Below are 25,107 nucleotides of genomic sequence, written 5' to 3' on the forward strand. Positions count from 1 at the left end.
CGGGGGCGGTGGAGGTGCTGGTCGGGTCAGGCGGGTACGGCTGGCAGTAGTTCGCGGGAGCGGACCGTGCGGGCGACGACGCGGCCCGACTTCACCACATAGCAGCGATCGGGGCGATCCAGCAGCACGTCGGCGACCCGATGGGTGGAGAGCACGACCAGGTCGGCGCGGGCGCCGGGACGGATGCCGTAGTGGTCGGCGATACCGACCACGCGCGCGGCCTCGGTGGTGGCCATGGCCAGCACCCGGGACAGATCCTGCGCGCCCGACAGATGGCAGGTCTGGGCCAGGAACAAGCCGATATCGAGCAGATCCGCATTGCCGTAGGGGGTGAAGGCGTTGCGAATGTTGTTGGAGGAGAAGGCCGTTGTGATCCCCGCCGCCCACAGCTCGCGCACCGGGGCGATACCGCGCCGGATATTGGCGGTGTCGGCGCGGCCGCCCAGATGCATATCGGTGGCGGGCAAGGGCACCACGGCGATACCGGCGGCCGCCAGGCGCGCCAGGGTCGCCGCCCGCGCCGCCGGGTCCCGTCCGGCCAGGGATGTCATGTGGCCGAGGGTGACTCGGCCCTGCCGACCGGTGCGCTCGGTGACCTCGGCGATGTAATCCGCCATGGCGAAGCGTGGATCGGTGGCATCGTCGGCGAAATCGGCGTGAATGTCGAGGGGGACATCGAATTCGGCGGCCAGCTCGAAGACCAGGTCGATATGGCGGCGGCAGTCGGCGACATCGCGTTCATTGTAGGAGCAGCCGCCCAGCACATCCGCGCCGCGAAGCAAGCTCTCGCGCAACAGCTCCCAGGTTCCCGGGGCCTGGATGATCCCCTCCTGCGGAAAGGCGACCAGCTGAAGATCGATCCGGCCGCGATACTCCTCCCGCAATTCCAGCAGGGCCTCCACACCGCGCAGACCCACGATGGGATCCACATCCGGGTGGGCGCGAATCACGGTGGTGCCGTTGCCGATCGCCATATCCAGCACCCGGCGGGCGCGGTCGCGAATCGACTCCACCGTGAATCCGCGCTTGAGCTCGGCGGTGACCGAAATCGCCCCGGCGAGCGTCCCGTCCCGGTTGGGGCGTTCGGCATCCAGGAGCGCCTTGTCCAGGTGCACATGGGATTCGATCAACCCGGGGATCACCACCCGGCCCGCGCAATCGATCTCCGCGAGCCCGGTCACGTTCAGCGCGGGCGCGACGGCGACGATCGACCCGTCTCGCACGGCGATATCCACCGGCGCGGCCTCGTCGTCGATCCGCGCCCGCCGCAGTACCAGATCCACCATCTCCGCCTCCCGCAACACTCACCGACACCGTTTGTATACGACGTGAGTGTTTCGCTGCGGCAAGGGAATTGCTGCGCCGATGTTACGAGCGGTCCCGGCGGCGATAGGCGGAGGCGGCATGCGCGATGTGCTCGGCGACCACCGCCGCCGCCCGATCCGGATCCCCGGCCTCCAATGCGGCGCAGATCTCCTCGTGCTCGTGCCACGAGTCACCGGCCCGGCGCGGCAGCTCCACCGCGTACACCCAGGCGATCTTCCAGCTCAACTGGGTGATGAGCTGCGCGAGCAGGGTACTGCCCGAGGCTTCGGCCAGTACCTCGTGGAAACGGCTGTTGAGCCGGGTCAATTCGTCGAGCCGCCCCGAGCGCACCGCGTCCTGGCCGAGCGCGGTCAATTCCTTGAGCCGCCCCAGCTGTTCGGGGGTGCGGCGCACGGCCGCGCGGGAGGCGCACAACGGTTCCAGCCGGGCCCGGATCTCCAGCAGATCGGCCGCCTCGTCCTCGGTCAGCTCCGCCACGAACACCCCGGCATACGGGCGTGACGAGGCGAAACCCTCTGCCTCCAGGGTGCGCAGCGCCTCACGCACCGGAACCCTGGAGACGCCGTAACTCTCGGCCAGCGCCTCCTCGGTCAGGCGCTGACCCGGCGTGAACTCACCCCGGATGATGTCGTCGCGAATGGCGCGGCACAGCTGCTGCGGGGTCATGCGCCGGATAGTGCCGCTCACCGCGGTCTCGCCGGGATCGGAGCGGGGAGGGGTTGCATACGATCCATCGTGGGGCCGCCGGTGCTACCACCGCAAATCGACCGGCGGGTGCGCGCGATCACACCCGTGCCGGCCGGAAGTCGTTGGGCGGCTGCGTGCTCCGTCGCGCGCCCGGCTGACCACCGGCAATGCGTTCGGGTCGCCCGGTCGCGGCCGTTTGTATACGATGCGCCCAATTCAGTCCGGAAGGATTTCATGGATCCCGCGCATCTTCTGCTCTTGCTCGTCGCCGGTTTCGGGGCGGGCGTCTGCAATGCCATCGCCGGTGGTGGCAGCCTGCTCTCGTTTCCCGCACTGCTGGCCGCCGGTTTGCCGCCGGTCACCGCGACGGTCACCAATTCGGTCTCGGTCTGGCCGGGCTACCTCGGCGGCGCGGCGGCGCTGCGGAAACGGCTCGACGAACATCGGGCGCTGGTACCGCGCCTGGTGATCACCGGGGTGGCGGGGGCCGCCGGCGGCGTCATCGCCCTGCTGGCCGCACCGACCGAGGTGTTCGCCGCGCTCGTGCCCTACCTCATCCTGTCGGCGACCGCCCTGTTCGCCGCGCAACCGGTGCTGTCGAAACGGCTGGCCGCCCGCCGCGGCGATTCGCGGACCCTGCTGTTCCTCGGGGTGTTCCTGGGCGCGATGTACGGCGCGTACTTCAACGGCGGCATGGGAATCGTGCTGCTCACCGCGCTGGCGCTCGGCCTGGACGCCTCGGTCAACCTGCTCAACGGGTTGAAAAGCGTGCTCACCCTGACGGTTTCGACGACCGCCATGATCGCGGTGGCACTGTTCGGGCCGGTGCAGTGGGCGGCCGTGCTGGTACTCGCCCCCGCCTGCCTGCTCGGCGGGGTCGCCGGGGCCAAAGTGTCGGATCGGCTGCGGCCCGGCGCGTTCCGGGCGGTGGTGATCGTCTTCGGCGTCGGAGCCGGTACCGCCATGTTGCTGACCTAGCTCACCCGGGATGCCCTCGGGTCATACGAATTCACCGATTCTCCGCGAAAGGCAAACTTGTGAACGATCTTCTGTTGCGTGGCGGCCGGCCCTGGACACCCGGTCAGCCGGTGACGACCGCCGACATCCTGATCCGGGACGGGCGGATCGCCGCGGTCGGACCGCACCTCGCCGGCACCGCTGCCGAAACCATCGATCTGGGTGGCGCGCTGGTGCTTCCGGGCCTGGTCGACACCCACTGCCACCTGGACAAGACCATGTACGGCGGACCGTGGGTGCCGAACACCGGCGGGCGCACCCTCGCGGGGCGGATCGCCAATGGTGAAGGGCGGCGGGACGAGCTCGGACTGCCCAGCGCCGACTACGCGTCGAACCTGCTGGCGGCCATGGTCGCCGGTGGCACCGCGCATGTGCGCAGTCATATCGATATCGATCCCGAGGTGGGGCTGCGCGGCGTGGCGGCGGTGCGGGCCGCGGCCGAACGGCATCGCGATCGCGTGGACGTGCAATTGGTCGCGTTCCCGCAGGGCGGGTTGATGAACCGGCCGGGCACCGGGAAACTCCTGGAAGCCGCGCTCGCCGACGGCGTCGAGGTGATCGGCGGCCTGGATCCGGCGGGCTACGACAACGATCCGACCGGCCAGCTGGACCTGCTCTTCGGTCTCGCCGAGAAGTACGGGGCGGGTATCGACATCCACCTGCACGACCGCGGTGCGCTCGGGGCCTGGCAATACGACCTGATCATCGAACGCACCCGGGCCACCGGGCTGGCCGGCCGGGTCACCATCAGCCACGCCTACGCCATGGGTGAGCTCGCCGAGACCGAGCAGCGGCGGATCGCGGAAGACCTTGCCGAGGCCGGTGTTTCGATGGTCACCTGCGCGGTCGGCGGCGCCCCCGTCGTACCCGTGCGCACCATGCACGAGGCGGGGGCGACGCTGGCGCTGGGCAATGACGGCATCCGGGATCTGTGGACGCCCTACGGTGACGGCGACATGCTGCGCCGGGTCATGACCGTCGCCTTCCGGGACCGCCTGGTCGCCGACCCGGAGATCGAACTCGCGCTCGCCGCCGGAACCCACGGCGGGGCAAAGGTTCTCGGGCTCGACGCGTACGGGCTCGGTGTGGGATCGGCGGCGGATCTGTTCACCGTGCACGCGGAAACCCCCGCCGCGGCCGTGGTCTCGGTGCCCGTGCGCACGCTGGTGATGAAGCGCGGGCGGATCGTGGCCCGCGACGGATCCCTCACTGCCGCTTGATCGTATACGAAACAGGGGTGTAATCGTGCGGACCGCGAACGGCAACGATCCGCCGATAGAACTGTGAGGTATGAGCACCACCGCTTCAGACCGCCACACCGGCCAGGGCCGGACCGAAGATACGGACGCCGCCGACGGCAATGTATACGACGGTCCGGCCCTGGCCTTTCAGCAGCTGTCGCTGACCTTCGAGAACGGCACCCACGCCCTCGACAGCATCGATATCGCCATCGGCGCAGGGGAATTCGTCTCCCTGGTCGGGCCCTCCGGCTGCGGTAAATCGACGCTGCTGCGGCTGGCCGCCGGCTTCGAGGAACCCACCGCGGGCACGGTGCGGGCCGCCACCGGCAAGATCGGCTACGTCTTCCAGGAGGCGACGCTGCTGCCGTGGCGCAGCGTGCTCCGCAATGTGGAGCTGCCCGCCGAACTGGCGGGCGTGGACAAGGCCACCCGGCGCGCGGACGCCCAGGCGGCGCTGGCGCGGGTGGGCTTGACCGGATTCGAGAACCACAAGCCCGCACAGCTTTCCGGCGGGATGCGGATGCGCGCCTCCATCGCCCGCGCCCTCACCGGGTCGCCCGAACTGTTCCTGTTCGACGAACCCTTCGGGGCGCTCGACGAGATCACCCGGCAGCGGTTGAACGAAGAGGTGGGCGGGTTGTATCACCGGTCCGGGTTCACCGGGGTGTTCGTCACCCATTCGGTGGCCGAGGCGGTGTTCATGTCCACCCGGGTGGTGGTGCTGACCGGGCGGCCGGGGCGGGTAGCGGCGGATATCGCGGTGCCGCTGGAGTTTCCGCGCACGCCCGAGCTGCGCTACACGCCCGAGTTCGGGGAGATCGCGGCGCGGGTGTCGGCGGCGTTGCACGCGGCCGAGCAAGGAATGCCGATGACGGAAGGGCGGGCGGCATGACCACCGTGGACATGGCAGCGGTATCGGATCGGACGGGAACCCCCGAAGCCGCTCGGGCTGAGAGGGTCCCATCGGCGGCGGGCGGCGGCTCGGCAGCGCCCCGGCGGCCGCGGCGAATCCCGCACTGGCCCTTCGCGATCAGCCCCGTCCGGGTGTTCGCGCCCATCGCGGTCTTCGTGTTCGTCATGATCGCCTGGACGGTCGCCAGCCATGTCGTCATCCCCGCCGAATCGCGATTCCTGCTGCCCCCACCGGAATCGGTGCTGTCCAAGGGCCTCCTCGACGCCGCCACCCGCGCCGAGATCCTGACCGCGCTCGGCTCCACCGTGCAGATCGCGCTCACCGGCCTGGCCATCGCCATGGCGCTGGGCGTCGCCTTCGCGGTGATCATGAGCCAGGCGCGCTGGGCCGAATACTCGCTCTACCCGTATGCCGTTGTGCTGCAAACCATCCCGGTGCTGGCGGTGGTGCCGCTCTTCGGCTTCTGGTTCGGCTACGAATTCGGCAGCCGGGTCATCGTCTGCGTCATGGTGTCGCTGTTCCCGATCATCACCAATACCCTGTTCGGCCTGAAATCGGTGCAGCCCGCCGAGCACGACCTGTTCACGCTGCACAAGGCGAACCGGTGGCAGCGGCTGCTGAAACTCCAGCTCCCCGCGGCACTGCCGGCCATGATCTCCGGGTTCAAGATCTCCGGCGGGATGGCGGTGATCGGCTCCATCGTCGCCGACTTCTTCTTCCGTCAGGGCGAGCCCGGCATCGGCCGCATGATCGACGTCTACCGCCAGCGCCTGGCCACCGAGGAGCTGCTCACCGCCCTGCTGCTCTCCTCGCTGGTCGGCCTGATCCTGTTCTGGCTCTTCGATTTCCTCGCCGCCCGCGTCGACCGCGCCCACGGCAAACGCGCCTGACCGCACCACCGGTTTCACCCCTCGCAAGAAAACTAGGAATGCCCGTGAAGAAACGCGTCCTCGCCGCCGTCGCCCTGGCCGGCAGCACCCTGCTCACCGCCTGCGGTGGTGGGTCCACCACCCCCGCACCGACCGGAAACGGCGCGCTCGCGGGCGTCTGCCCCGCTACCGTCGTCATCCAGACCGACTGGTACGCCACCCCCGAGCGCGCCGCCGCCTACCAGCTGGTCGGCCCCAACGGCACCGTGGACGTCAAGAAGGGCGCCTACACCGGCCCGCTCGGCGACACCGGCGTGAATGTCGAAGTGCGCCTTGGCGGTCCGTTCCTCGGTGGTCAGCCTGTCCCCGCCCAGATGTATCAGGACACCTCCATCACCCTGGGAATGGTTCCCACCGACGAGCAGGTACGCGCCAAAGCGAAGTTCCCGCTCACCGGCGTCTTCGCCTCCCTCGACATCAACCCCCAGATCGTCATGTGGGATCCGGCCACCTACCCGAATATCAAGTCCTGGCAGGACATCCCGGCCAGCGGGGCCCCGATCCTCTACTCCGAGGGCAAGGTCTACATGGACTATCTGGTAGCCAACGGCTACGTGAAGAAGGACCAGGCCGACGCCTCCTACGACGGCACCCCCGCCCGCTTCGTCGCCGAACACGGCCGCGTCATGCAGCAGGGCTACGTCTCCAACGAACCCTACCGCTGGGAACACGACGTCAAAGGCTGGCAGAAACCCACCGCCCACCTGCTGGTCCACCAATCCGGCTACGAGATCTACCCGCACGCCTGGTCCGTCCGCACCGGTGACCTTCCCTCCCTCACCCCCTGCCTGAAGAAACTCGTCCCCCTGCTCCAGCAAGCCGAAATCGACTACGCCACCAACCCCGACCCCACCAACCAGGCCCTTCTCAAAATCTCCCAGACCATCCCCGACGGCCCGCCCATCACCGCCGCCGGCAACGCCGACTCCGTCCGAGTCCAGCTGGCCGAAAAGATCATCGGCAACGGCCCCGACTCCACCCTCGGCAACTTCGACCCCGCCCGCGTGGACCGCGTGATCGCCGCCGTCACCCCCATCCTCCGCGCCAAGGGTCAGCAGGTGCCTGACGGCCTCACCGCCGCCGACCTGATCACCAACGAATTCATCGACCCCGCAAAGCGCCTCGGACCCCAAGGCTGACCCTCGGCCCGCAGCTCTCGGCATCCCGGTCTATCAGCAGGTAGACCGGGATTCTGGTATTCCGGTACGGACGGATCCGGCGCCATTCGATGTTACGGGCTTGCGTCTCCACCAAGGGGAGGGATGAGGGTAGGGGTATGGACGACGACGCGCTCTTCACTATCGGGGCATTGGCCGAGCGGACCGGGTTGACGGTCAAGACGATTCGGTTCTATGCGGATAAGGGGATCGTGCCGGCGACCACGTACAGCCCCGGTGGGTATCGGCTTTACGACACGGAGGCGCTGGCTCGGCTCGAGCTGGTGCGGACGTTGCGGGAATTGGACGTGGATCTGGCCACGGTGCGTCAGGTTTTGGGGCGGGAGCGGACCTTGGGGGAGGTCGCTGCCGCTCATGCCGATGCGCTGGAGGTGCAGGTTCGGGTGCTGAGACTGCGGCGGGCGGTGTTGCGGGCGGTTGCGCGGCGGGGTTCCGACCCTGAGGAGATGGATTACATGCACAAGCTGGTTCGGATGAGCGATGCGGAGCGGCAGCGGCTCATCGTGGATTTCGTGGAGGACACGTTCGGGCGGGTGGCGGGGAATCCGGCGGTGCTGGAGTTGATCCGGTCCACCATGCCGGAGTTGCCGGAGGATCCCGCGCCGGAGCAGGTGGAGGCCTGGCTGGAATTGTCGGAGTTGGTGGGGGACGGCGACTTCCGGGCGGCGGTACGGCGGATGGCGGAGTATCAGGCCAAGGAGCGGGCGGCCGGCGATGACACCGGGTTGCATCACGAGCTGACCGAGGCGGTGCGGGACGCGACCGGCCGGGCGCTGACCGAAGGGGTTGCGCCGGATTCGGCGCAGGCGGCGGCGATCGTCGGCGAATTGACCGCGCTGTATGCCGAGACCTTCGGCCGGGCCGATGACGCCGGGTTGCGAGCGTGGATTCTGGAGCGGCTCGAGGTCGCCGATGATCCACGGGTGGAACGGTATTGGCGACTGGTGGCCACCATCAACGGCTGGCCGCCCATGCCGGAGCTCGGGCCCGCGTTCCGCTGGTTCGCGGCCGCGCTGCGCCACGGTTAGGCGAAATGGCCGTCCCGGGAATGCTCGAGCTGCCGGGCGACGAGGTCGAGGAAGGCGTCGACCTCGTCGGGGTGGTAGGCGGGCAGGCCGGGGGCGGCCAGATGGAAGGTGGTCTCGCGGACGTCTGCGGCGGTGAGGCCGTTGGGGCCGTGGTGGGCGAGGGTGGCCGCGAGGCGGACCAGGAAAGCGCCCACCTCTTCGGCGATATAGCCGCGTAGCCCGAACGGGGGCGCGGAGAACTGGAGGCGCAGAACATCGTCCGGGGTGAGCGGATCCGATTCGCGCCCGATCGGCAGGCGGGAACGACCGCCGCGCAGGAACTCCAGATCCACGCAGACCTGATCGAGGAAGTCATCCACCTGTTCGCTGTCGTAGCCCATCTGCCCGCGCGGGGGAGCATCGAACTCGACCAGGCGAATTTCGGCCGCGGTGAGGTGATCGCGGCCGGTGAGGGTGTCGGCGATCCGCGCGCAGAACGCGTTGACCTGCACCGAGTTATAGGAGTGGCGCCCGATCGGCGCGGTGCCGAACCTCTTGCGGCGAACGTCTTCGGGGGTCACGCCGGTCAGTGTGCCACTGGCTGCATGTCCGAATCGCTACCGCCCCTTGCGGATACGACCGTTTCGCATCAATCCTTGCGAACACCGTCGATCAGCAGGCGGCGAATGGCCTGCGTGAGCCCCGCGATCGCCTCGGGGCTGGGGTCTCGCAACCCATGCAAGATGGCGGCCAGCAGCATCCCGGTCACCGCCTTCGCGGTGTAGGTGGCGTCCAGATCCTCGCGCAGGTATCCGTGCTCGACGCCGTGTTCGAGATATCCGGCGGTGAGCGCGTCCGCGGTGTCGAGCAGCCCGTACAACCGCGCAGTGAGCTCGGCGTCGATACCGGTGGCCTGGAAGAACAGCAGCTGCGCCACCCGCCGGTCCTCGAGGAAGATGCGGTTGAGCGCATCGCCGATACGGTTCAGCTGCTCCCGGTACTCCTGCAACGACTCCGCCGCGTCCGGCGCGTTCTCGGTCCCCAGCGCCTCGATGATCCGTGCGGCCAGATCGTCGATCACATGGTCGATGATGTCGCGCTTGTTGGTGAAGTACCGATAGAAGGTCCCGTGCCCGATCCCCAGCTCACCGGCGATATCGGCGATGCCGGTGGCGTGATAGCCCTTCTCGGCGAAACAGGCGAACGCGGTATCGATGATCTCCTGGCGGAGCTCGGCCTTACGGCGTTCGATTCTCGAGGATGGCTTCGTCACAGGTGCGATGATACGGTGTTCACAAACGGAATGAGATGTCATTCCGTGACAGATGAATCATTTGCAGGAGGTTCGGCGTGGCACCTCAGTTCGACGCCATCGTGGTCGGGGCCGGTTTCGGCGGTATGGGAGCGGGCATCGAGCTGGATCGGCTCGGCCTGAGCAATTTCGTGATCCTGGAGCGCGAGAACGATCTCGGCGGCACCTGGCACGTGAACCACTACCCGGGCCTGGCCGTGGACATCGCCTCGGTCACCTATTCCTATTCTTTCGAGCCCAACCCGCATTGGACGCGCCTGTTCGCGCCGGGCGCGGAGCTCAAGAAGTACGCCGAGCACGTGGCCGACAAGTACGACCTGCGCCGGCGCATGCGCTTCGACACCACGGTGGGCGGCGCGCGCTGGGACGAGGAGCAGCAGCTGTGGGTGGTGGCGATCGAGGGCGGTGAATCCCTCACGGCGCGTTACCTGATGGCGGCCACCGGGTTCCTGTCCCAGCCCTACACCCCGCCGTTCCCGGGTATCGACACCTTCGCGGGCAAGATCATCCACACCACCGCGTGGGAGGACGATTTCGATCTCACCGGGCGCAAGGCGGCGATCATCGGCACCGGCGCGACCGCCGTGCAGCTGATCCCCGAGGTGGCCAAGCAGGCGCAGGCGCTCACCGTTTTCCAGCGCACCCCGATCTGGGTGGTGCCCAAGGTCGACGCGCCCATCCCGCCGTCGGTGCAGAAGCTCTTCGAGCGAGTTCCGGTGACGCAGAAGGCCGCTCGCCTGGCCAACACCGCCATGCTGGAGGCCCTGATGGTGGTCGGGGTGCTGCACTTCAAGCAGGCCAAGCCGCTCAACAAGGCGGCCGCGATCCTCGCCAAGGCGCATCTGCGGAATCAAGTGAAGGACAAGGAAACCCGCAAGCAGCTCACCCCGGACTACGACTTCGGGTGCAAGCGGCCCACCTTCTCCAATACCTATTTCAAGACTTTCAACCAGCCGCATGTGCGCTTGGAGACCAACTCCATCGATCACATCGAGGCGGACGGCATCGTCACCGCCGACGGGCACAAGACCGAGATCGATACGCTGATCCTGGCGACTGGCTTCAACCTGTGGGATGTGAACTTCCCGGCCATCGAGATCATCGGCCGTGAGGGGCGCAATCTCGGAAAGTTCTGGCGCGACAACCGCTTCCAGGCATACGAGGGCATCACCGTGCCGAAGTTCCCGAACTTCGTGTGCCTCAACAGCCCGTACTCCTACAGCGGCCTGTCCTACTTCACCACCATCGAAGCCCAGATGAAGCATATGGGCCGGCTCTTCGGCGAGATGTTCCGTCGCGGTGAAAAGGTTTTCGAGGTCAGCGAAAAGGCCAATACCGAATTCCTCGACCGCGTCACCGGAAAGCTCGATTCGTCCGTCTTCTACGGCGGCCAGTGCTCGACGGCCCGCAGCTACTACTTCAACCAGCACGGTGAAGCAGCCCTGCTGCGGCCGACCAGCACCGTCAACGCCCACCGGGAAGCCGCGAACTTCCCGCTGGACGATTACGAGTACGGCGCCAAGTCGGCCTGAAAAGCAAGATCCTGGGCCGGGCTGGTAAGCCCGGCCCAGGATCATGCGCGAGAGGTCAGGCGCGCGCGACCGCGTAACGCGCACAGGCCAATTCACCGTTCATGGCGAGCTCGAGCGGTTTCAGCTCGAGCCGCCGGGGGAGTACCGGTGCGCCCGCGCCCAGCGTGACGGGCGCATAGGAGATGATGATCTCGTCGAGCAGTCCGTGATCGGCGAATTGCCCGGCGAGATCTCCACCGCCGACCACCCAGAGGTTCTTGTCCCCGGCGGCGGCCGCCATTTCCGCGTGCAGTTCGGGAATGGGCGTGCTGGTGAACCGGATATCCTTGCCCGGCCGCGCCGGGAACTCCCGATGCGTCACCACCCAGGCGGGCATCTCGTACGGCCACGCCTCGGGATCGTGGTCCAGCAGCCACTGATAGGTGTTGGAGCCCATCACGATCGCCCCGATCCCGGCGATGAACGGGTTGTATCCCATCGGCCCGTCGCCGTCCGCGTCCCGGGTGAGCAGCCAGTCCAGGGAATGCTTCTCATCGGCGATGAAGCCGTCCAGACTGCTGGCGGTGTAATAGGTGGTGCGGGTCATCTCAGCCTCTCTTCCGTAGCCAGGCGATCGGATCGCCGTGGCCGAGTTCCTTTGTCCTGTCCGGTAATTCACTGTTCAGCCACTGCCGCGCCAGCAACCGCCGATGTGCCGCATAGGTCAGCACGTGCGCGATCACGCTGCCCAGCACGAAACTCTCCGGCGGTTCGCACAGCGCGTCGATGAGCGTGTCGTTCCAGCCGCCACGCCGATCGATCTCGCGCACGGTCGCCAGCCAGCGCGGCGCCAGCACTTCCAGCCGCGCCGCCAGCTCACCCGCCTCGTCCCCGCCGCGCTCGGGCGTATCGGTCCCGTCGATCGCGGCCAGCCAGATCTCCTTGGCCCAGATCAGGTTCGACAGCACACTCGCGATCGACCCGTCCTCCCCGTCCCACGGCAGCACCGCCGTCCCCGGCGAGCGCACCCGCCGATACGCCTCCGGGCTCAGCTCGCCCGCCAGCTCCAGCAGCTCCCGCGCATCCGCGAGATCGTGATGCAGCATGACCGCCGTCGGATCCATCTCCGCCCGTCCTTTCGGTGCGCTCTCCACCCACAGCGACATCGGCGGATGAAAGTGAATGCCATTGGCCGACGCCAGCCAGCGCGACGCCGGTTCGCTGCCGGTATTGCTGGGCGGATGCCCGTAAGCCCGCGAATAGGCCCGGCTGAACCCCTCGACCGACTCGTAGCCCGCCGCGAACGCCACCTCGGTGACGCTCTCGCCGCGACTCAATTCCCACGCCGCCCGCTCCAGCAGCACCCGCCGTTTCAGCGCGACCGGTGATTCCCCGGTCCCGCGGCTGAATTGCCGCGAGAAGTGAAAGGGCGAGGCGTAGGCGTCGGACGCCATTTCGCCGAGCGTCGAATTGTCCTCCGCCAGTACCGCGTCCAGCAGCTCCCGGAGCCGATCTCGTCCCATGCGCACCGGACAATTCTGGCCTGCGCGGACGCCGCCACGCTTGACCGAACTTGCTCTGCATACCTCGACGCGCCGGATCTCAGCTTCAGCTGGCAGACTGTCAGGGATACGACCTGACCGACCACTGATTAGGGGTTGACTTCGACGATGGACCTTCTGCTGCCGCTGCTGCTGGTTGCTCTGCTCATCCCGATGTTCCTCGGCGTTCGCCGACAGAAGCGGGAGATGGCGAAGGTGACCGAGATGCGCGACAACCTGAAGGTCGGCGACCGGGTCGTCACCACTTCGGGCATGCTCGGCACCATCACCGAGCTGGACGACTCCACCGTCGATCTGGAGATCGCCGAAGACGTCGTCACCACCTGGGAGCGTCGCGCGATCCTCGAGATCCGCAACGACGAGACCACCGAGATCGAGGATGCGACGGACGAAGCCGTCGACGCGGCCCCGGCCGACACGGTCACCGAGACCGTCGAAGACGCCCCGAAGCTCACCAAGGACTGACACCTTCCCGCGCCGTCGGGCCACCGCGATCCGGTGACCGGCGGCGCGTTGGTGTGTGCCCGCTGCAACCACATTCCGCCTAGGAGATACGAAACAGTGCCACCTTCCCAGGGATCGGCGCACCCGTTGCGCCTGCTCGGTGTATTCGCCGTGCTGGTGGCCGCGATCTACGCGCTGGTGTTCTTCACCGGCGATCGATCGGCGACCCCGAAACTCGGCATCGACCTACAGGGCGGCACCCGCGTCACGCTGACGCCGCGCACGCCCGACGGCGGCAAGCCCAGCCAGGACAGCCTGCGCAAGGCCCAGGACATCATCGAGCAGCGCGTCAACGGGCTCGGTGTCTCCGGCTCCGAGGTCGCCATCGACGGCGACAATCTGGTGATCACCGTGCCGGGTGACGACGGCGGGCAGGCCCGCACGCTGGCCACCACCGCCAAGCTCTTCGTGCGCCCGGTATTGCAGACCATCCCGGCGCAGAAGCAGGGCGGGCAGCAGCCGCAGCAGCCGGGCGGCGTCGCGCCGACCACGACCCCGGCGGTGCCGACCGACAGTGCCGAGCCGACCACGACCGCGCCCGCCGCGCCGACCAGTGAGGCCCCGGCCGCACAGAACCGCGTGTTCCCGGCGCAGAATCCGTCGCCGACCCCGAGCGCGGACACCCCGGAACAGCAGGCGCAGAAGGAGATCGCCGCGGCGAAGGCGCTGCGGCAGAGCAGCGATCAGACCATCCAGCAGACCGCCATGCTCACCATGGACTGCGCCAAGGTCGATCCGCTCGCGGGCAACGACGACCCGAACCTGCCGCTGGTGACCTGCTCGCAGGATCACACCACCGTCTACCTGCTCGACAAGAGCCGGCTCGACGGCCAGGAGATCAAGGACGCCTCGGCCAGCTTCGACCAGAAGGGGTCGCGCTGGGTGGTCAATGTGTCGTTCAAATCCGGCGGCGCCGACACCTGGGGCAAGCTGACCACCGAATACCTCCAGAAGCAGCTGGCCTTCGTGCTCGACTCGCAGGTCTTCAGCGCCCCGCAGGTGCAGTCCGGCGGACAGTACGGCGGCAGCACCGAGATCTCCGGCTCGTTCAACAAGAGCTCGGCCACCGAACTGGCCAACACCCTGAAGTACGGCGCGCTGCCGCTGTCGTTCACCACCTCCGAAGCCGAGACGGTCTCGGCGACCCTGGGCCTGTCCTCGCTGAAGGCGGGCCTGATCGCGGGTGCGGTGGCACTGGTCATCGTGCTGCTGTACTGCCTGCTCTACTACCGCATGCTGGGCCTGATCACCGGTTTCTCCCTGGTCGCATCGGGTATTGCGGTATATGGCTTGATGGTGCTGCTGGGTCGCTGGGTGAACTTCACCCTCGACCTGGCCGGTATCGCGGGTCTGATCATCGGTATCGGTACCACCGCCGACTCGTTCGTGGTGTTCTTCGAACGCATCAAGGACGAGATGCGCGAGGGCCGCAGCTTCCGATCCGCGGTGCCGCGCGGCTGGACTCGCGCGCGCAAGACGATCCTGTCGGGTAACGCGGTCAGCTTCATCGCCGCCGCGATCCTGTACGCGCTGGCGGTCGGCCAGGTGAAGGGCTTCGCCTTCACCCTCGGCTTGACCACCATTCTCGACGTGGTGGTGGTGTTCCTGGTGACCTATCCGCTGGTGCTGCTGGCCTCGCGGACGAACTTCTGGCAGAAGCCGTCCGTCAACGGCCTGGGCGCGATCCAGCAGCTGGCGCGCGAACGCAAGGCCGCGGCCGGAGCCATGGCGGGGAAGGCGTGAACGAGATGACCGAACGTATCGACGAAGAGCCGCAGGAGCTTTCGCTCGAGGCCGAGCGGAACCTGCCCAAGCACAGCTTCTTCTACCGGCTCTACACCGGTACCGGCGCGCTGGACGTGATCGGCAACCGCAAGCGGTGGTACGCCATCACCGGTGTGATCGTGGCGATCGCCATCGTCAGCATGATCGTGCGCGGGTTCACCTTCGGCATCGACTTCGAGGGCGGCTCGCGGATCCAGTTCCCCGCCGAGGGCGCCAGCACCTCCAAGACCGAGCAGGTCTACCACTCGGCCCTGGGCGTCGACCCGGTGTCGGTGCAAACCGTTGGCGTGGGCGGTAATTCGACCATCCTGATCCGCTCCGAGGCCCTGGACCAGGCGCAGGTCGCCAAGTTGCAGTCGGCGCTGTTCGAGGCCTTCCACCCGAAGGACAAGAACGGCAACCCGTCCGCCGCGGCGATCAGCTTCTCCGATGTGAGCGAGACCTGGGGCAGCCAGATCACCGAGAAGGCGCTCTGGGCGCTGCTGGCGTTCCTGGTCGTGGTCGCGCTCTACATCACCATTCGCTACGAACGCGATATGGCGCTGGCCGCGCTGGCGGCGCTCGGCTTCGACCTCGCGGTCACCGCCGGCGTGTATTCGCTGGTCGGCTTCGAGGTCACCCCCGCGACCGTGATCGGCATGCTGACCATTCTGGGCTTCTCGCTCTACGACTCGGTCATCGTGTTCGACAAGGTCGAGGAGAACACCCACGGCATCCTGCACGTCACCCGGCGCACCTACGCCGAGCAGGCCAACCTGGCGTTGAACCAGACCTTCATGCGCTCGATCAACACCTCGCTCATCGGCATGCTGCCGGTGATCGGCCTGCTGGTCATCGCGGTCTGGATGCTGGGCGTCGGCACCCTCAAGGACCTGGCGCTGGTGCAGCTGGTGGGTCTGCTGGTCGGCACCTACTCCTCGATCTTCTTCGCCACGCCGCTGCTGGTGTCGATCAAGGAACGCTGGGGACCGGTGGCCGCGCACACCCGCAAGGTGCTGGCCAAGCGCGCCAACGCCGGTAATGCCCGCGTCGGTGCGGCGGCGGCCCAGCGCGCGGGTGCGGCCGGACGTCAGCTGGCGGCCGCGGCGCCCGGACGGGCACGCACCGGTGAGGCTCCGCGCCCCGGCGCGCGGCCGAGCGGGAAACGAACCAAGAGAAGGCACTGAAAAGGTAAGCAGGGGGCTCGCCAATGAACCGAACAGTGGATGCGCCGGACAGCAGGGACATCGAAGTGCGCCTAGAAACGGAAGACACTGCCGCACCGGACGATTCGGCGGATCGCCGGATCGGGACCGGCGGCGAGCCGCCCACCCCTGAGCCGGAACGGGACGCCGGCGCGGAAACCACCGCGCCACAGGCGGATTCCGCCGGCCGTACCGAATCGGCGCGCGAGCGGCTCGATTCGATGATCGACCGGATGGACGCGGTCATCGACGAGTACGACGCCGAACTGCGGGAAACCGCCGAGGCACGGGCCGAAGCCGCGCACGGGCGCGGCGGGCGCGGTCCCGGCCGCGAGGTCGGCACCCGCGAAGCGGCCACCCGGCCGGGCAGACGACGATCCTGGGACGGCGGATTCACCTTGCGGCGCGGCGGTGTGGTGACCGCGGGCCGCGGGGCGATGGGATGGTGACGGCGCGGCGCGGCGTGACCGCGCTGCTCGCCGGTGTGCTCGCGGCCGGGGCGCTGACCTCGTGCGCGGGCAAGAACCAGGTGCCCTCCATCGGCTACGGCGTGGACGCGGTGGTCGCCAGCTACAACGGCGGCAGCACGCTCGGCGCCAACGGCGGTGCGGCGGCGGTATTCTCGCGGGTGCTGACCGGGTTCTTCTACACCGGGCCCGATGGTCAGCCGATCGCCGACACCGATACCGGGACCGCCAAGGAAGTGCCGGGCGAGGCGCAGACCATCCAGTACCGGATGAACCCGGACGGGGTGTACTCCGACGGCGCGCCCACCGCCTGCGACGACATGGTGCTGACCTGGGCCGCGCGCAGCGGCCGTTTCACCAAGGCGGGTCCGGGTGGGCCGGTGCCCATGTTCGATGCCGCCGGCACCTCCGGGTACAGCGATATCGAGCGGGTGGACTGCCAGCCCGGCTCAAAGGACGCCACCGTGGTGTTCCGGCCGGGCCGCAAGTACACCAATTGGAAGACGCTGTTCACCGCCGCCGAACTGATGCCCGCGCATGTCATCGCGACCGCGGTGAAGGTGCCGAATGTGGTGGCGCCCTTACAATCCGGCGATCAGGCCACGGTGGAGAAGATCGCCGAGTTCTGGAACAACGGCTGGAAGCTGACCCCCGGCAAACTGGATCTGACGGTGCTGCCCTCCTCGGGTCCGTATCGCATCGAGTCGTTCTCCGACAAGGACGGCCTGGTGCTGGTGAAGAACGAGCGCTGGTGGGGCAATGCCGCCAAGACTCCGCGAATCGTGGTGTGGCCCAAGAACTTCGACCTGAAATCCAAGATCGGATCCAAATCGGTGGGCGTGGTCGACATCGGCGCGGGATCCTTCGGCGATATCGGTCTGGGCGGGTTCTCCAAGGAGAACCAGCCCGCGCGCGGCACCGAACAGCTGGTGCTGGCCACCGGCGGAGTCTTCGGTTCCGTCGAGGCCCGCCGTGCCTTCGCCTCGTGTGTGCCGCGGCAGGCGCTCTTCGACAAGCTCGGCCATCCCGGCTACACGGTCAAGTCCGGCCTCGGCTCGGGACCGATGAACTCGCGCACCCAGCAGCAGGATTCGATCTACTACCCGGCCTCCACCGGCGCCGCCGACCGCTACAAGGGCGACGCGGGCGCGGCGAGCCAGGCCGCGCAGTCCGCCGGGCTCAAGGGCCAGACCGTGCGCATCGGCTATGTGCAGCCCGATGAACGCCGGGCGCAGACCGTGGCGATGATCACCGAATCCTGCAAGGCCGCCGGCATCACCGTGGTCGACGCGGGCGCGCCCGATTTCACGGCGTCGCAGCTCACCGAGGGCAAAGTGGACGCCGTGCTGGCCGCCACCGCGTCCATGCCGGGTCCGTCGGGTTCGCTGACCGGTAACGAGGCGACCGCCGCACTGCGCACCGGGCAGGGTCTGAATTTCGGTCGCTTCGGTAATGGCCGCTACGATGCCATCGCTGATCAGCTTGCGGCCGAGCAGGACTCGGGCACGACGCTGAATCTGCTGACCGAGCAGGAGAACCTGCTGTGGAGCGAGATGCCGTCCGTCCCGCTGTTCGCCGAACCGCGCACCATCGCGTTCGGTGACGGTTTGAAGAACGGCGTCACCAGCCCCACCCGGGCGGGTGCGGGCTGGAATATGGATCGCTGGGTACTGGAGCGGTAAAGGACCGCGGTGGCGTGGTGACGAGGAGTGGGTGGAGATGAGCAAGCACGAATTGGTGGACTCGGCCGAGACCGCCGGGCAGCGGACGCAGCGGGCCGCTGAGGCGGTCGAACGCCTGACCCGCTGGCACGACGACTTCCCGACCCCGGGAGTGCGTTTCGCCGACCTGACCCCGGTCTTCGCCGATGCCGAGGGCTTCCGCGCGGTGCTGGACTGCTTCGCGGCCTGCGCCCCCGACGCCGACCTGGTGGCCGGCGTGGACGCGCGCGGCTTCCTGCTCGGCGCGGGCGTGGCCGCCATCCTCGGCACCGGCGTCATCGCCGTCCGCAAGGCCGGCAAGCTGCCCCCGCCGGTGATCTCCCGCGAATACACCCTCGAATACGGTTCCGCCGCACTCGAAATCCCCGCCGACGGCATCGACCTGAAGGGCCGCCGCGTGCTGCTCCTGGACGACGTCCTCGCCACCGGCGGTACCCTCGCCGCCGCGGCCGAACTCTTCAAGGCCGCGGGCGCGGAAGTGGTAGCGGCCGCCGTCGTGCTCGAACTCGGCTTCCTCGGCGGCCGCGACCGCCAGGGCGACTACCCGCTCACTTCGGTCGTCAAGCTCTGAGGGTCACGCCGACTGACCGGTCGGCATCTGAACCAGCGGTGGTGCTGCGGCAGAAAGCCGTGGCGCCACCGTTTTTCGTCATCCGGCACCATGGCTTCTCCGTCATCCCGGCCGGCCTCCAGCTTCCGTCGTCCCGGCCTGCCTCAGCCTTCGTCATCCCGGCATGCTCTCCGCCGGGATCCACACAGCGCGTTGACCCATCGAACCGTGTGGATTCCGGCCAAAAGCACGCCGGAATGACGGGGTCGGTCGTGCCGGAATGACGGGGTCGGTCGTGCCGGAATGACGGGGAAGGGGTTCGGAAGAGGTGGGTTGCCCGGCGCGCCGCCGAAGCTGTTTGTTCGGGTGACAAACCCGGGCCTCGGTGAGACCGTACGGTCCTGCGGTGAACGGCTGTCGTGCAGGCGGATTCGTTCGCGGCCACAATGTGTGGGGTGAGTACCGCAGCAGGGGATCAGACCTCACCGTTGGCCGAGTTTCTCGGTGCGCACGTGAACGAGGTGGCGCGCGAGATGGTGGCGGCCGTGCTCAGCGTCGCCCCGGAGTATCAGCAATTGCCGTACGGCGGTGTCGAACAAGATGTGGTGCGGCGCGCGGAGGACAATCTGCGGTTGTTCTTGCGGCTGCTGGCGGAGGGCCGGGAGCCGCGGCCGGAGGATCTGGAGGCCATGATCGAGGTGGCGGTCCGCCGTGCGCGCGAAGGGGTTTCGCTCGATACCGTGCTGGCGGTGTATCACCGGGCCGCGCTGGCCGCTTGGAATTACCTGGTCGCGGCCGCCCGCACGGAGGCCGACCGGGACGAATTACTGGCCGCGGTGCCGCAACTACTGGGGTATCTGGGTGCGGTGGTGCCGGGGGTGGCGGCCTCGTATCTGCGTGAGCGCCAGGACCTGCACTGGGAACAGCGGGAAGTGAAACGTGCACTGGCACTGGCTTTGTTGCAGGGCAAGCCCGCCGAACTGCTCGCCGATCGATTCGGGATCGCCCTGCACGGTTTTCATGTGCTGGCGCTGCGCACCGCACCCGAGGGTGCGCGTCCGGCGCTGCGGGTCATTCACGGTGAGATCGAAGTCCTGTCACCGCAGGCGCTGACGGTGCTGGACCGCACCGGTGGCTGGGTGCTGCTGCCGGATAGCGAACCGGTCGCCCGCCTCGATGCTGCGGTGGCGCGCATCGCCGCCACCGCGGGATTCCGGATGGTGGCCGGAAGCGCCACCGCGGCAACCGTTTCCGAGATTCCGGCGCGCGCCGAGGAGGCGGCGGAGATCGCCCGGCTGGCGCTCGGCCTGAACCGCCCCACCGGGGTTTACCGCATGGCGGACCTGGCGCTGCAATACCAGTTCGCCCGCCCGGGCCCGGCGCGCGCCTGGTTGCTGGCGCTGCTCGAACCCCTGGCGGGGCAACCGCATCTGATGGACGCGCTGCGGGCCTACCTGGCGCACGACCACAATCGAGTGGCGGCCGCGGAGTCCCTGGTGGTGCACCGCAATACGCTGAATTACCGGCTGGGTCGCATCGCCACGCTGACCGGCTACGACCCGGGCCGTTCCGAGCACACTCCTCTGTTCGCCGCGGCGCTCACCGCGCTGGACCTGTCGGGCGGTGATCTCTAGCGGGTCACCACGCGGGCGATGAATCCGGTGACCAGTAACCAGAAGATCGCGGCCAGACCATAATTGACGACTATGTCCAAATCGCCGTTGCCGGTGTGAAACATGTTCGGGAAGAACACCGCCAGCGGCTCGGCGAACGATTTGATGAACGTGAAAGCGCGATTGGTCTGATCGACGCCGAGCACGAGCATCACGATGTACAGGCCCTCGGTCAGGGCGAACACTGCACCGACCGCGCCGATGATGCGCGCGGCGTGTGCCTCGTTCCGGGTTTGCGGAGGCATACCCGAAAGGTGCCCGATGGGTGCCCCCGGGAAACTGCCTCCGCGGCGTGCCGCCGAACCTGTGATGAACCCGGGTCACAGCGCGTTCGAGTACGTCAGTAGCGGCCTACGATCCGTGCGATGAAGCCGGTCACGACGAGCCAGAAAACCGCTGCCAGACCGTAGTTGATGACGATGTCCAGATCACCGTTGCCGGTGTGGAACAGACCGGGGAAGAACAGCGCGAGCGGTTCGGCCAGGCCCTTGATGAAGGTGAAGAACCGATTGGTTTGGTCGGCGTCGAACACCAGCATCAGGATGTACACGCCCTCGATCAGGGCGAAGAGGCCACCCACGGCCGTGACTACGCGGGCCGCGGTGCCCTCATGGGTGCGATAGAGATAAGGCATATATTCGGGATGCCCGTTGTGCGCTGGTTGAAACGGCGCGCGCGGTCCGTGAAAGTGGGTGTCGGACATGGCATGATGTCCCGGTGATCACCGCGGCGGCCGTGAGCGTCCGGGCGTGAAGCCCAAGGTCCTGATCGGGGCCGCCCTCGGCATCCCGCTGGCGCTGGTCGCCCTGCTGCTGGTGATCATCCTGCCCGCCACCGAATCGAGCTGCGGGGCGGGCACTCCGGCCGTTGCCTCGGCCACCACCGCGCGCACCGAACCCAATTGCGCCGCCACCGGACTCGCCGCGGAGAACGGGTTGCAGGACGGCGCGCTGCGCGCCCTGCGGTGCGTGGTCGCGCGGTTCGGGAGCATGGACGTGCGCGGGGTCATCGCCGACGACACCTACCCGGATCATCGGGAGGGGCGCGCGGTCGAGTTCATCGTGGGAGACGATGCGGCCAAAGGCGATTCCATCGTGGCCTTCCTGCAAGAGAACGCCGCCGCCTTCCGCGTGGACTACGTGATCTGGAAGCAGCGCAGCTGGACGCCCGGCGCGGCCGGCGGGGCGCAGTGGAAGACGCTCGCCGATCGTGGCGACGCGGCCCGCAATCATCTGGACCGGGTGCAGGTCACCATCAAGGCCGCCGCGACCGCCACCTCCTCGGTGCCCCCGCAGGTCGACGTGTCACTGGCCGCCATGCCCGGCACGGTGAACGAGGCGGGTTCGCTCACCGGCGCGGGCCGCCGCCAATATCCTTTGGCCGCAGGTACTTTCACCGTCTCCGATGTGTTCGGCGCGCGCGGTGGCACCCACCTCGGTGTGGACCTGGCCGCCCCCGCCGGCACCCCGATCTACGCCGCCTCGGACGGTCTGGTGGTCGCCGCCGGCGCCGCCTCCGGGTTCGGCGACTGGGTCGTGATCGACTCCCTGGATCAGTCGGGCAAACGCTATTCGACGGTGTACGGCCACATGTATGACAACGGCGTGTTCGTCAAGACCGGCGATATCGTCACCATGGGCCAGCACATCGCCGACGTCGGCTCCAACGGCGAATCCTCCGGCCCGCACCTGCATTTCGAGCTGGTGCCCGGCGGGCGGCTCACCGGCGGCCATCAGGTCGATCCGATGGCGTGGCTCTCCGGCGCCAGCCTGCCCACCGCCACCACCCCCAACTGTGAGAACGGATTCGGCACCGCGGGCGGCAATCTCGCCTCCGGCAAGGTGCCGCCGGAACTCGAGATCTGGTATCGGCGCGCTGGATCGCTGTGCCCGCAGATCAGCGCGTCGCTGCTGGCCGCGCAGGGGCAGGCGGAATCCGGTTTCCAGCGCGGGCTCACCTCGGCGGCGGGTGCGCAGGGCCTGGCGCAGTTCCTGCCCGGTACCGCCGCGGCCCTGGCCCCCGACGGGCAGCCCTATGTCATCGACGCCGACGGCAACGGCAATGCGAGCGTGTGGGACGACGGGGACGCCATCATCGGCCAGGGGCGGTACATGTGCGCGATCGCGCAGACCGTGCAGGGCTGGATGCAGCAGGGCAAGGTCACCGGCGATCTGACCGAGCTCACCATCGCCGCCTACAACGCGGGTGAAGGCGCGGTGCTGGCCTCGGGCGGCATGCCCAGCCAGTACTCGGCGCACTACACCGAGACCCGGCCCTACGTCGCCAAGATCATGGCGGCCGAGGCGAACTTCCGCAGCATGGGCAGTACCGGCCGCTTCACCGCCGATCCGAATGCCGCGCTGGGCCCGCAGATCGCCGAGGCCGGGCACGAATGGGTCGGGACCGCATACGTTTTCGGCGGCGGCGGCACCGCGGGCCCCAGCAACGGCGGCTTCGATCAGCCCGGCCTGACCGCCGCCGCGGTCTTCGCGGGCAGCGGCGGCAAGATCAGCCTGCCGCCCACCGCCGAGCAGCAGTGGGAGCAGGGCATCGAGGTGACGCTGCTCAAGGCCCAGCCCGGTGATCTGGTCTTCGGTGATTTCAGCGCGCGCGGCCCGGCGACCGTCGGCATCTACCTGGGCAGCGGCCGCATGCTGTACGCCGAGCCCGGCGGCAAGGTGAAGGAATCGCCCTTGCAGAACGGTATGAAGGCGCGCCGCCTGTCCCGGTGATCCGGCTCACGGAAATATCCGCTTGCACACCCGCGTTGGGTGTGGATAGCTTGGGAGCGTTCCCTTTCCCGTCCGATCGGAGTCCTGACGTTGATCTTCTGAGGTAGTCGCAGCCGTGGCCCGCATTCGCGCGCCGCATTCTTGCCGCTCACCTTCAGGAGGACTTATGTCAATGTCTGCTGTTTCCCTTTCCGATCTCACCTTCGCGTGGGCCGACGGCACCCCTGTCTTCGATGGTCTCGACGCCATGCTCGGACCCGGTCACATCGGCCTGGTCGGCAGCAACGGCGCGGGCAAATCCACGCTGTTGCGGCTGGTCACCGGCGAATTGCGGCCGCTGCGCGGCTCGGTGAGCGTCACCGGGCGACTGGGCTATCTGCGCCAGGATCTCGGTTTGGCCGCCGGACAGCGGGTGGACGAGGTGCTCGGGATCGACGGCGTGCGAAAAGCCCTGCATCGCATCGAATCCGGCAGCGGCGACGAGGCCGACTTCGACCTCGTCGGCACCCGCTGGGATGTCGAGGGGCACGCGGTGGCGCTGCTCGGCCGACTCGGATTGCACTATGTCGCAAGCGATGTGGGGCAACTCGATCGCCGCCTGGACACCCTCTCCGGCGGTGAGACGGTACTGCTGGGCCTGGTCGCCGAACTGCTGGCCGAACCCGATGTGCTGCTGCTGGACGAACCCACCAACAACCTCGATCAGCCGGCGCGCGAGCGTCTCTACGAGGTGATCGGCCAGTTCACCGGCACCGTGCTGACCGTCAGCCACGACCGGGAACTACTGGAACGGGTGAGCACCGTCGCCGAGCTGCGCGGCGGCGAGATCCGGTTGTTCGGCGGCAATTTCAGCGATTACCAGCGGATCGTCGAAGCCGAGCAGGAGAGCGCGCGGGCCGCCATCCGCGATGCGCGCAGCGATGTGCGCAAGCAGGCCCGGGAGCTGGTCGAGACGCGGATCAAACTGGATCGGCGGCAGCGGTACGGGCAGAAGATGTGGGACCAGAAGCGCGAACCCAAGATCGTGATGGGCAATCGCAAACGCGAAGCCCAGGTCTCGGCCGGCAAGCTGCGCAATACGCATATCGGCAAGCTCGACGATGCCAAGGATCACCTGACCGAGGCGCAGGATCGGTTGCGCGACGATCGGGAGATCCGGGTCGAATTGCCCGGTACCCGTTTGTATCCCGGCCAGGACGTGATCGAACTGGACGAGGTGCGGCTGGCCTGCGGTCCGACGGTGTCGCTGAAGGTCAGCGGGCCCGAACGGATCGCGCTCACCGGACGCAACGGGGTCGGGAAAACGACACTGCTGCACCGGATTCGGGCCGAGGGGCCGAAGGTGCCCTGGCGCATGCTGCCGCAGCGCCTGGACATCTTCGACGAATCCCGCACGGTATTCGAGAATGTCGCGGCCACCGCGCCGCACGCCACACCGGAGCAGATCCGCGCCCAGCTGGCCCGGTTCCTGTTCCGGGGCAGCGACGCGGATGTGGCGGCCGGAGCGCTCTCGGGCGGGGAACGGTTGCGGGCCGCCCTGGCCATGCTGCTGCTGGCCGAACCGGCGCCGAAACTGCTGCTGCTCGACGAGCCGACCAACAATCTCGACCTGCCCAGCCTGCGCCACCTCACCGAGGCGCTGGCCGGGTTCCAGGGTGCGTTGATCGTGGTCAGCCACGATCCGCGCTTCCTGGACGAGATCGGCGTCACCCGCCGCCTGGAGCTCACGGCGGCCGGGCTGAGCGAATGACGAGATTGCGGGGACCGCTGCCGGGCGGTCCCCGCAAACCGATCCGCAGACCCGAAAC

Annotated in this window: 24 protein-coding genes; 16 read left to right on the top strand and 8 right to left on the bottom strand. The window is 68.1% G+C overall.

The window, feature by feature from the left end; translation table 11 throughout:
* Positions 1-26 precede the first annotated feature (26 nt).
* Complete coding sequence (locus NI1_RS03300) at positions 27-1,286, bottom strand: amidohydrolase family protein (RefSeq protein WP_067815215.1); 1,260 nt, start codon at positions 1,284-1,286, stop codon at positions 27-29.
* 82 nt (positions 1,287-1,368) lie between these two features.
* Positions 1,369-1,992 carry a GntR family transcriptional regulator gene (locus NI1_RS03305; RefSeq protein ID WP_067813867.1) on the bottom strand — a complete coding sequence of 208 codons (624 nt, stop codon included), beginning with the start codon at positions 1,990-1,992 and terminating at the stop codon, positions 1,369-1,371.
* A 255-nt stretch (positions 1,993-2,247) separates the two neighbouring features.
* On the opposite strand from NI1_RS03305, the gene NI1_RS03310 reads away from it, so the two are divergent.
* From NI1_RS03310 to NI1_RS39780, 6 genes are all read left to right on the top strand, one after another.
* Complete coding sequence (locus NI1_RS03310; protein ID WP_067813869.1) at positions 2,248-2,991, top strand: sulfite exporter TauE/SafE family protein; 744 nt, start codon at positions 2,248-2,250, stop codon at positions 2,989-2,991.
* A 59-nt stretch (positions 2,992-3,050) separates the two neighbouring features.
* Positions 3,051-4,250: an amidohydrolase gene (locus NI1_RS03315; RefSeq protein WP_084522503.1), complete on the top strand. Its 1,200-nt coding sequence runs from the start codon at positions 3,051-3,053 to the stop codon at positions 4,248-4,250.
* Between the two features lie 70 nt (positions 4,251-4,320).
* Complete coding sequence (locus NI1_RS03320; protein ID WP_084522504.1) at positions 4,321-5,163, top strand: ABC transporter ATP-binding protein; 843 nt, start codon at positions 4,321-4,323, stop codon at positions 5,161-5,163.
* A complete protein-coding gene (locus NI1_RS03325; RefSeq protein ID WP_218026668.1) occupies positions 5,160-6,074 on the top strand; it encodes an ABC transporter permease in 915 nt (304 codons plus the stop codon). The genes NI1_RS03320 and NI1_RS03325 overlap by 4 nt, the downstream gene beginning before the upstream one ends.
* A gap of 44 nt (positions 6,075-6,118) precedes the next feature.
* Positions 6,119-7,252 carry an ABC transporter substrate-binding protein gene (locus tag NI1_RS03330; RefSeq protein ID WP_157534929.1) on the top strand — a complete coding sequence of 378 codons (1,134 nt, stop codon included), beginning with the start codon at positions 6,119-6,121 and terminating at the stop codon, positions 7,250-7,252.
* A gap of 137 nt (positions 7,253-7,389) precedes the next feature.
* Positions 7,390-8,319, top strand: coding sequence for a MerR family transcriptional regulator (locus NI1_RS39780; RefSeq protein ID WP_067813873.1), 930 nt, complete (start codon positions 7,390-7,392; stop codon positions 8,317-8,319).
* Here the strand turns inward: NI1_RS39780 and NI1_RS39785 are convergent.
* Complete coding sequence (locus tag NI1_RS39785) at positions 8,316-8,879, bottom strand: DivIVA domain-containing protein (RefSeq protein WP_084522505.1); 564 nt, start codon at positions 8,877-8,879, stop codon at positions 8,316-8,318. The genes NI1_RS39780 and NI1_RS39785 overlap by 4 nt on opposite strands.
* 68 nt (positions 8,880-8,947) lie before the next feature.
* Positions 8,948-9,613 (bottom strand): TetR/AcrR family transcriptional regulator, encoded by a 666-nt coding sequence (locus tag NI1_RS03345; RefSeq protein ID WP_067813877.1) that lies wholly within the window; start codon positions 9,611-9,613, stop codon positions 8,948-8,950.
* A gap of 35 nt (positions 9,614-9,648) precedes the next feature.
* On the opposite strand from NI1_RS03345, the gene NI1_RS03350 reads away from it, so the two are divergent.
* Entirely contained in the window at positions 9,649-11,142 is a 1,494-nt protein-coding gene (locus tag NI1_RS03350; protein WP_067813879.1) for a flavin-containing monooxygenase, read from the top strand.
* 55 nt (positions 11,143-11,197) lie between these two features.
* Here NI1_RS03350 and NI1_RS03355 read toward each other — a convergent pair whose 3' ends face one another.
* Positions 11,198-11,728: a dihydrofolate reductase family protein gene (locus NI1_RS03355; RefSeq protein WP_067813881.1), complete on the bottom strand. Its 531-nt coding sequence runs from the start codon at positions 11,726-11,728 to the stop codon at positions 11,198-11,200.
* Between the two features lies 1 nt (position 11,729).
* Positions 11,730-12,644: a helix-turn-helix domain-containing protein gene (locus NI1_RS03360; RefSeq protein WP_067813883.1), complete on the bottom strand. Its 915-nt coding sequence runs from the start codon at positions 12,642-12,644 to the stop codon at positions 11,730-11,732.
* A gap of 147 nt (positions 12,645-12,791) precedes the next feature.
* Here NI1_RS03360 and yajC point away from each other — a divergent pair, with 147 nt between their 5' ends.
* The 7 genes from yajC (at position 12,792) to NI1_RS03395 (ending at position 20,528) form a co-directional block, all read left to right on the top strand.
* Positions 12,792-13,148 carry a preprotein translocase subunit YajC gene (gene yajC, locus NI1_RS03365; RefSeq protein ID WP_067813885.1) on the top strand — a complete coding sequence of 119 codons (357 nt, stop codon included), beginning with the start codon at positions 12,792-12,794 and terminating at the stop codon, positions 13,146-13,148.
* 96 nt (positions 13,149-13,244) lie between these two features.
* A complete protein-coding gene (secD, locus tag NI1_RS03370; RefSeq protein ID WP_067813887.1) occupies positions 13,245-14,930 on the top strand; it encodes a protein translocase subunit SecD in 1,686 nt (561 codons plus the stop codon).
* A 5-nt stretch (positions 14,931-14,935) separates the two neighbouring features.
* Positions 14,936-16,138 carry a protein translocase subunit SecF gene (gene secF / locus NI1_RS03375; RefSeq protein ID WP_067815225.1) on the top strand — a complete coding sequence of 401 codons (1,203 nt, stop codon included), beginning with the start codon at positions 14,936-14,938 and terminating at the stop codon, positions 16,136-16,138.
* A gap of 65 nt (positions 16,139-16,203) precedes the next feature.
* A complete protein-coding gene (locus NI1_RS03380; RefSeq protein WP_157534930.1) occupies positions 16,204-16,605 on the top strand; it encodes a hypothetical protein in 402 nt (133 codons plus the stop codon).
* Positions 16,599-18,305, top strand: coding sequence for an ABC transporter substrate-binding protein (locus NI1_RS03385; RefSeq protein WP_067813891.1), 1,707 nt, complete (start codon positions 16,599-16,601; stop codon positions 18,303-18,305). The genes NI1_RS03380 and NI1_RS03385 overlap by 7 nt, the downstream gene beginning before the upstream one ends.
* A gap of 37 nt (positions 18,306-18,342) precedes the next feature.
* On the top strand, positions 18,343-18,915 hold the full coding sequence (locus NI1_RS03390; RefSeq protein ID WP_067813892.1) for an adenine phosphoribosyltransferase: 573 nt from the start codon (positions 18,343-18,345) through the stop codon (positions 18,913-18,915).
* A 434-nt stretch (positions 18,916-19,349) separates the two neighbouring features.
* Complete coding sequence (locus NI1_RS03395) at positions 19,350-20,528, top strand: PucR family transcriptional regulator (protein WP_157534931.1); 1,179 nt, start codon at positions 19,350-19,352, stop codon at positions 20,526-20,528.
* On the opposite strand, the gene NI1_RS03400 is transcribed toward NI1_RS03395, so the two are convergent.
* Both NI1_RS03400 and NI1_RS03405 read right to left on the bottom strand, forming a co-directional pair.
* On the bottom strand, positions 20,525-20,812 hold the full coding sequence (locus tag NI1_RS03400) for a hypothetical protein (protein ID WP_067813896.1): 288 nt from the start codon (positions 20,810-20,812) through the stop codon (positions 20,525-20,527). The genes NI1_RS03395 and NI1_RS03400 overlap by 4 nt on opposite strands.
* A 95-nt stretch (positions 20,813-20,907) precedes the next feature.
* Positions 20,908-21,270: a hypothetical protein gene (locus NI1_RS03405; RefSeq protein WP_218026669.1), complete on the bottom strand. Its 363-nt coding sequence runs from the start codon at positions 21,268-21,270 to the stop codon at positions 20,908-20,910.
* 46 nt (positions 21,271-21,316) lie between these two features.
* On the opposite strand from NI1_RS03405, the gene NI1_RS03410 reads away from it, so the two are divergent.
* Together NI1_RS03410 and NI1_RS03415 are read left to right on the top strand one after the other, a co-directional pair.
* Positions 21,317-23,299: a peptidoglycan DD-metalloendopeptidase family protein gene (locus tag NI1_RS03410; protein ID WP_245663043.1), complete on the top strand. Its 1,983-nt coding sequence runs from the start codon at positions 21,317-21,319 to the stop codon at positions 23,297-23,299.
* A 166-nt stretch (positions 23,300-23,465) separates the two neighbouring features.
* On the top strand, positions 23,466-25,049 hold the full coding sequence (locus tag NI1_RS03415; RefSeq protein ID WP_067813900.1) for an ABC-F family ATP-binding cassette domain-containing protein: 1,584 nt from the start codon (positions 23,466-23,468) through the stop codon (positions 25,047-25,049).
* The last annotated feature ends 58 nt before the right edge of the window (positions 25,050-25,107 follow it).

This window comes from Nocardia inohanensis NBRC 100128 (genome assembly GCF_001612945.1).
Taxonomy (GTDB): domain Bacteria; phylum Actinomycetota; class Actinomycetes; order Mycobacteriales; family Mycobacteriaceae; genus Nocardia; species Nocardia inohanensis.